At 53.2% G+C, this 6373-nt stretch carries 8 protein-coding genes (1 of these 8 running past the window's edge); 2 read left to right on the top strand and 6 right to left on the bottom strand.

Annotated elements, in window-relative coordinates; translation table 11 throughout:
• Window positions 1-238, top strand: partial view of a homoserine O-succinyltransferase gene (gene metA / locus IZU99_02200; protein ID UOO38097.1) — the final stretch only. 686 nt of this gene lie to the left of the window's left edge; 238 of the gene's 924 nt are visible here — the last part of the coding sequence; its start codon lies off the left edge, out of view; it ends in the stop codon at window positions 236-238.
• A 67-nt stretch (window positions 239-305) separates the two neighbouring features.
• Here metA and IZU99_02195 read toward each other — a convergent pair whose 3' ends face one another.
• From IZU99_02195 to nifS, 5 genes are all read right to left on the bottom strand, one after another.
• Window positions 306-890 carry a dipicolinate synthase subunit B gene (locus tag IZU99_02195; protein UOO38096.1) on the bottom strand — a complete coding sequence of 195 codons (585 nt, stop codon included), beginning with the start codon at window positions 888-890 and terminating at the stop codon, window positions 306-308.
• Entirely contained in the window at window positions 887-1756 is an 870-nt protein-coding gene (gene dpsA / locus IZU99_02190; GenBank protein UOO38095.1) for a dipicolinate synthase subunit DpsA, read from the bottom strand. Before dpsA ends, IZU99_02195 begins: the two co-directional genes overlap by 4 nt.
• A gap of 261 nt (window positions 1757-2017) precedes the next feature.
• Window positions 2018-2446, bottom strand: a complete 429-nt coding sequence (nifU, locus tag IZU99_02185) for a Fe-S cluster assembly scaffold protein NifU (GenBank protein UOO38094.1) — start codon at window positions 2444-2446, stop codon at window positions 2018-2020.
• Window positions 2447-2473: 27 nt separating this feature from the next.
• On the bottom strand, window positions 2474-3385 hold the full coding sequence (nadA, locus tag IZU99_02180) for a quinolinate synthase NadA (protein ID UOO38093.1): 912 nt from the start codon (window positions 3383-3385) through the stop codon (window positions 2474-2476).
• On the bottom strand, window positions 3372-4547 hold the full coding sequence (gene nifS / locus IZU99_02175; protein UOO38092.1) for a cysteine desulfurase NifS: 1176 nt from the start codon (window positions 4545-4547) through the stop codon (window positions 3372-3374). Before nifS ends, nadA begins: the two co-directional genes overlap by 14 nt.
• A 171-nt stretch (window positions 4548-4718) precedes the next feature.
• Between nifS and IZU99_02170 the strand changes: the two genes are divergently transcribed.
• A complete protein-coding gene (locus tag IZU99_02170; protein ID UOO38091.1) occupies window positions 4719-5816 on the top strand; it encodes an S-layer homology domain-containing protein in 1098 nt (365 codons plus the stop codon).
• Window positions 5817-5879: 63 nt separating this feature from the next.
• Here the strand turns inward: IZU99_02170 and IZU99_02165 are convergent, their stop codons facing one another.
• Window positions 5880-6212: a hypothetical protein gene (locus tag IZU99_02165; GenBank protein ID UOO38090.1), complete on the bottom strand. Its 333-nt coding sequence runs from the start codon at window positions 6210-6212 to the stop codon at window positions 5880-5882.
• Window positions 6213-6373 lie beyond the last annotated feature (161 nt).

Here is a 6373-nt window from a genome sequence, read left to right as displayed (position 1 = left end):
GTTTTTCATCACCGGCCACCCGGAATACGACGCGGAGACCTTGGCGCTTGAATACCTGCGCGATGTCAGCAGGGGTCTTGACATTGATATTCCGAAAAACTACTTCCCGAACGACGACCCTTCGAAGGCCCCTCTTGTCACATGGCGTGCCCACGCCCAGCTGATGTATTCAAATTGGCTCGATTACTACGTCTACCAGACAACACCGTACGACATCGATGATATCGGCAACGAATAAGCAGTATAACACAGCAATCAGGCCGCGAAAGCGGCCTGATTTTTCTATATATACCTTTAACCGGCTTTTATACCGGTGTTCCCCGGAGAACCGGCTGCAACTGAATGCCATTGAGCGCCGCGTCAACGGCTTCGGGCAAAAGCTCAAAATCAGCGGTGACGGAAAAATTCTTATGAACGGGGTCGTCCTGATAAAACGGCACAAAGAAAACGTTTTTCCTGCTGAGCAGCGCCCCAATGTTTGCAGCGTTGCCGGAGAGTCCGTCATTTGTCGACAAGGCGATTAACAAAGGCCGCCCATTGCGCAAATGCGCCTTGGCCGCCATCGTGACGCTTGTATCCGTGATGCCGGATGCCAGTTTTGCCAGCGTGTTACCCGTGCAGGGGGCAATCACCAGTATATCAAGCGGCGTTTTTGGCCCCAGCGGCTCGGCTTCTTTGATGGTGCCAATGATTTTTTCACCGCAAATTGTCTCGATTCGATCGATAAAGCTCTGCGCCGTTCCAAACCGCGTGTCCGTCCGGCAGGCGCTTTCCGACATGACCGGTTTAACGTTTCCATATATGTCCCGGATTTTTTCCAACGCGCCGATGGCTTTTTCAAAGGTGCAGTAGGAGCCGCAAAAGGCAAACCCAACCGTCTTGCTGTTCATATTTTAATGCCCTTTTCATTTAATATATTATATATCGTATCCCGGATGATCGCACCGGATGTCACGGGCGCCACTTCGCCCGGCAGACTGAGCGCCCAGACGGCTTTGATGCCGAGCTTCGAGGCTGCCGTAAAATCCATGCCGCCCGGCTTTGAGGCAAGGTCTAGGCAGAGGCAGCCCTGCTTTAACTTTCGCAGCCGGTTTTCGCCGAGTACTCTGGCCGGAACGGTGTTAATGACGACGTCGTAGTCGGCCAAAATGGTGTCAATGCTGCCCGTTGGGGTCGCGTTATACCCATAGGCGCGAATCCACGCAAGGTCCGGGTAGTTTCTGGCCGTTGCCGTGACATGTGCGCCAAGCGCATGCAGCCGATGGCTCAAAATTTTGCCGATCCGCCCGAAACCGATGACAAGGCACTTTGCGTGGCAAACCGTAATCGGCGTTTCCTCCATCATAAGCTGAATCGCACCCTCGGCTGCCGCAACGGCGTTGGCGACGGCGAGCTCCTCCCGCTCAAGGTAATCAATCAGCGTCAGCCCCATGGCATCAGCCAACTCATAAGCCGTACAGTCGATCCTTCCGGCACAGATGAGTTGGTCGGGGCGCAGCGCGGCGAGCACTTCACGCGTTGCCGTCAGCTCCGCGCTGAGCGGCGTGTTCAAAAGCCCCTCTTTAGACGTCAGCGGCAGCGGCAATATGATGCAATCGGCAGAAACGACGGCATCCTTTAATCCCTCCGCTTGCACGATGTCGTTTTCAAAGCGTATTTTGTCAATCGCGAAAGCGGAAACCGCGTGATTATCAGCCGCCAGAAGTTCGGCGAGCTTTGCCTGACGCATATCACCGCCAATCACAGAAAAACGCATGGATATCCTCCTTTAACTCGATCCGGGCCGCAGCACACCGGGGCCGCCCGTCGGGTACCACCGACGACGCCCGTTCACATGGGCGTTCTGCGTTTTCCGGCTGCCTGTTGTCTTCAATCATCAATACGACTTATATGTACGGCAATTTATCCGAGATTCCGTACATTCTATTCCGCGCGCCCCGCACGCGTGACTGGGCAAAAAGGCGCAAAAAAGAGCCGGCCCCGACAAAATTCGGAACCGGCTTTCAATGATAGTTGATTAATGCTCGTGATGGCAGGCATCGCAGTCGCACGAGCAGCCGACGATCGGCTCGGGGTCAATTCCCTGTCTTTTGTAATAATCGGCAATGGCTGATTTAATGCCTTCCTCCGCGAGAACGGAGCAGTGCAGTTTGGCCGGGGGCAGCCCGTCGAGGGCTTCCGCAACGGCCGAATTCGTTAGCTGCAGGGCTTCCTCAATTGTCTTCCCTTTGACAAGCTCCGTCGCCATCGATGACGTGGCAATGGCGGCGCCGCAGCCAAACGTCTTGAACTTAACATCCTGAATGATGTTATCTTCAATCTTCATGTAAATCTTCATAATGTCGCCGCATTTGGGGTTGCCGACCTGGCCGATGGCATTGGCGCCTTCCAGTTCACCCACATTGCGCGGGTTGGCAAAATGTTCCATCACTTTTTCTGAATACATTGTCAATTCTCCTAATTCTTTCTGTCGTCAGCAGGACACCATGCGTTCTAAACTCTGATGTGCCGCGTCCGCCTCTTTTTGATCCAGCTGGATTTCGTACTCTTCCTGCTCCAGGCAGTTCAAAACTGCCGCGAGCGTCACTTTTTTCATATTCGGACAGACAAATGCCGACGCTGCCGAATAAAATTTTTTGTCCGGCATTTCACGCTGCAGGCGGGCGGCAATCTCCATCTCTGTGCCAATGATGATTTCGCTCGCGTCCGTCTCACGGGCATATTTGATGATTTCCGCCGTGCTGCCGATAAAATCGGCATGGCTGAGCACCTCGCGCCGGCATTCCGGATGAACGGCAAATTTTGCTTTCGGGTGCGCCTTTTTCGCAGCGATGATATCGTGCTCGGTGATACGGTGATGCGTCGGGCAAAAGCCCGTATGAAAAACAAATTTCTTCTCCGGCACCTTTTCGGCCGTATACTCGGCTAGGTGCACATCTGGGACAAAGATAATTTCATCCTGTTTGATCGCCTTGGCAATTCGAAGTGCGGACGACGACGTGCAGCAAATGTCGGATTCCGCCTTGACAGCCGCCGAGGAGTTGACGTAACACATGACGGCAGCGTTCGGATGCTCGGCCCGCAGACGGCGAACGTCCTCAACCGTTACCATATCCGCCATGGGGCAGCCAGCGTCAAGCGCCGGGATCAGAATTTTTTTATCGGGCGACAGGATTTTGGCGCTCTCTCCCATAAAACGGACGCCGCAGATGATAATCAGCTGCTCCTTTGCCTCTTTGGCGCGTTTGGCCATTTCAAACGAGTCACACACATGGTCGGCAATATCCTGAACGTCAATCGGAACGTAGTAATGTGCCAAAATGAGCGCATTTTTCTCTTTTTTCAGTGCGCGTATTCGATTTTGAAGGTCATTAAAACTTGCCATTCATCTTGTCCTCCCAAAGAGGCGACATGGCTCTGAGCTTTGTAATAATCGGCGGGATCGTCTCGAGCAGGTAGTCAATATCCGCATCCGATGTCGTCTCATTGATTGACAGTCGCAGCGACCCGTGCGCAATCTCGTGCGGCAAGCCGATCGCCAGAAGCACGTGCGAGGGGTCCAGCGACGCCGAAGAACACGCCGAACCGGAGGAGGCGCAAATTCCGGCATTGTCCAACGTCAGCACCATCGCCTCGCCCTCGACACATTCAAAAACGAGGGAGGCCGTGCCCGGCAGCCTTCTGATAGGGTCACCCGTCAGGCGCGAAAACGGAATTTTTAAAAGTCCTTCGATAAGCCTGTCCCGCATGGCCGTGATTCTTTCGACATTCCCTGGCATATTCTTGGCCGCTTCTTCAAGCGCCGCCGCCATACCGACAGCTCCGGCCACATTTTCGGTTGACGAGCGCTTCTTGCGCTCCTGCCCGCCGCCGAAGAGAAGCGGTGGCAGGGCGATGCCTTTTTTAATGTATAAAGCGCCGACGCCCTTGGGTCCTCGGAACTTGTGCCCGGCAATCGACATCAGGTCGATATTCATCGCCTTAACATCCATCGCGATGTGGCCGACAGCCTGAATAGCGTCCGTATGGAACAAAACGCCTTTTTCGCGGGCAATTTTCCCGATTTCTTCAATCGGCTCAATCGTACCGATTTCGTTGTTGGCCGTCATAACGGAAATGAGAATGGTCTCCTCCCGGATGGCTTCTTTCAAATCGTCTAATGAGATTCTACCCAGCGTGTCCACCGGCAGGTATGTGATCTCAAAGCCCTGCTTTTCCAAATATGCCAGCGTGTGCGATATGGCGTGATGTTCGATGACCGAGGAAATGATGTGCCTGCCCTTTTTACTTTTCGCTTCGGCAACACCGCGAATCGCCCAGTTGTCAGCCTCGGTGCCGCTGCCCGTGAAATAAATTTCTTCCGGCAGCGCGCCAATGGCCGCCGCGATTTTTGCTCTTGATGCTTCAAGCGCTTTTTTTGCCTCTCTGCCGAGGCTGTATATGGCGGAGGGGTTGCCGTAGCCGTCCGTCAAGTACGGCATCATAGCGTCCAGCGCCGTTTTCGACAGCGCCGTTGTCCCGGCGTTGTCTGCGTAAACGTGTCTCATAACGGTCTCCAGTCTCGATTGGCGAAATATTTTGCTTTTTGCTGATTTAAATAAATGTATACTACGGGGTAATTTTTGTCAACAGGTCCGTGTTGATATTATGTCCTGTTCATGGTATGATGAATGAAACTTTTAAAGGTTTTTCTTGGGATTTGTTAAAGGAGGGCTTTAATGAAACGGCTGGCCGCAGCGGCGCTTGTTTTATGCGCCCTTTTTTGTTTTTCAACGGCGACGGCCGCGGGGCCGGGCTCGTCTACCGACCCGCTCGCGTCTCTCAGTTATTTGAACAGCACGTTCGCGCCCGACGTGAATAACAGCAGCAAGACCCTCATCAGCAACAGCCTTGCCCCCGTCTATGACAATGCCGCGCGCAACGCGCAGTCCATTTACAACGCGGCGCTCTCTCAGCTGGGCGGGTACAGTGGTTATGCATTTACCGATAAAATTGTTTCGCTGCGCCTGCCGTCCGGCACGTCGGCATCATTCGTCACCGGCAGTATGGTGTCACTTGTGTCCGGCAAGGCAACGCTCACCGTTACAAAAGGCACCGTCATCGATGTTTCAACCGGCACAGAGCTCAAATCACCTGCCGCGCTGACGTCAAACGGGCGCTATCTCTGTGCTGAAGATACAACGGCAACGCTGCTTGCCACAGCGGACACTGTCTGCCAGATTGACGGGTACTATCAGACCAACGGCACAATCGTGCAGCCTGTTTTGTACAGCGACGTACGGAGTACAGACTGGTTCGTAACCGCCGTCTCTTATGTCAGCGATAACGGGTTCTTTTCCGGCACAACGGCCACAACATTTTCACCCCAGACATCGATGACGCGCGGTATGTTTGTCACTGTTCTGTATCGCCTGGCCGGGAAACCAGCCGTTTCGGGGGGCTCGTCGTTTTCAGATGTCGCCTCTACCACCGCTTATTATTATCAAGCTGTGATTTGGGCGAGCAGCCGGAGCATCGTCACTGGCTATAGCGATGGCAAATTTCATCCCGATGACATTATAACGCGCGAACAAATGGCCGCCGTCATGTACCGATATGCCGCATCATCCGGCTACGATACGGCACCGGGGAGCAGCACGCTGTATCAGTCGTTTCCCGACGTGAAGAGCGTTTCCGCTTATGCTGCCGACGCGATGACGTGGTCCGTCAACAATGGTCTTATCAGCGGCTCCGGCGGAAAGCTTTTGCCGAAAAGCACTGCCTCGCGCGCGCAGGTCGCCCAAATCGTCTATAACTTCTGCCAGAACATCCTGTAACGCTTTTTGACCTCCCGAATAAAATGGACTGACCCGATAAAGGGCCATATCGATTTAGGAGGTCTATATATGTGCTGCAATAACGGTATCTTTGGTGGCAACAACTGCACCTGGCTTATTATTATTCTCGTCATCATCTTCTGCTTCGGCGGCTTCAACAGCTGCTGTGACTGAGGAACACTTTTTCCCCCTTGGAATAGTATAAAGTGATCCCAACAGGGTCACATCTTTTCGGGAGGAAACAATATGTGCGGCAATAACGGTATTCTTGGCAACAACAGCTGTTCCTGGCTTGTCATTATCCTTGTTATCATATTCTGCTTCGGCGGCTTTGGCGGCGGCTGCAACAATGCGTGTTAACGCGTCTAAATAAATATGCCGGAGGCCTTTGGCCATCCGGCTTTACATATGCTTTGACGGGCCGTAAGGCCTGTTATTTTTCCGCTGTTACATTTGACGTGCGCTTAAAACCGGCAAAACGTCTCGCCGGTTGCCAACAGCAATAGGATGGTTATTGATAATGGCGGGTAGAAGTAGTATAATATAAACACTTTCCC

The sequence above is a fragment of the Oscillospiraceae bacterium CM genome, assembly GCA_022870705.1.
Lineage (GTDB): Bacteria > Bacillota > Clostridia > Oscillospirales > Oscillospiraceae > Sporobacter.
The sequence above is the reverse complement of the archived record's forward strand: the minus strand, read 5'-3'. Positions and strand labels throughout refer to the sequence as shown.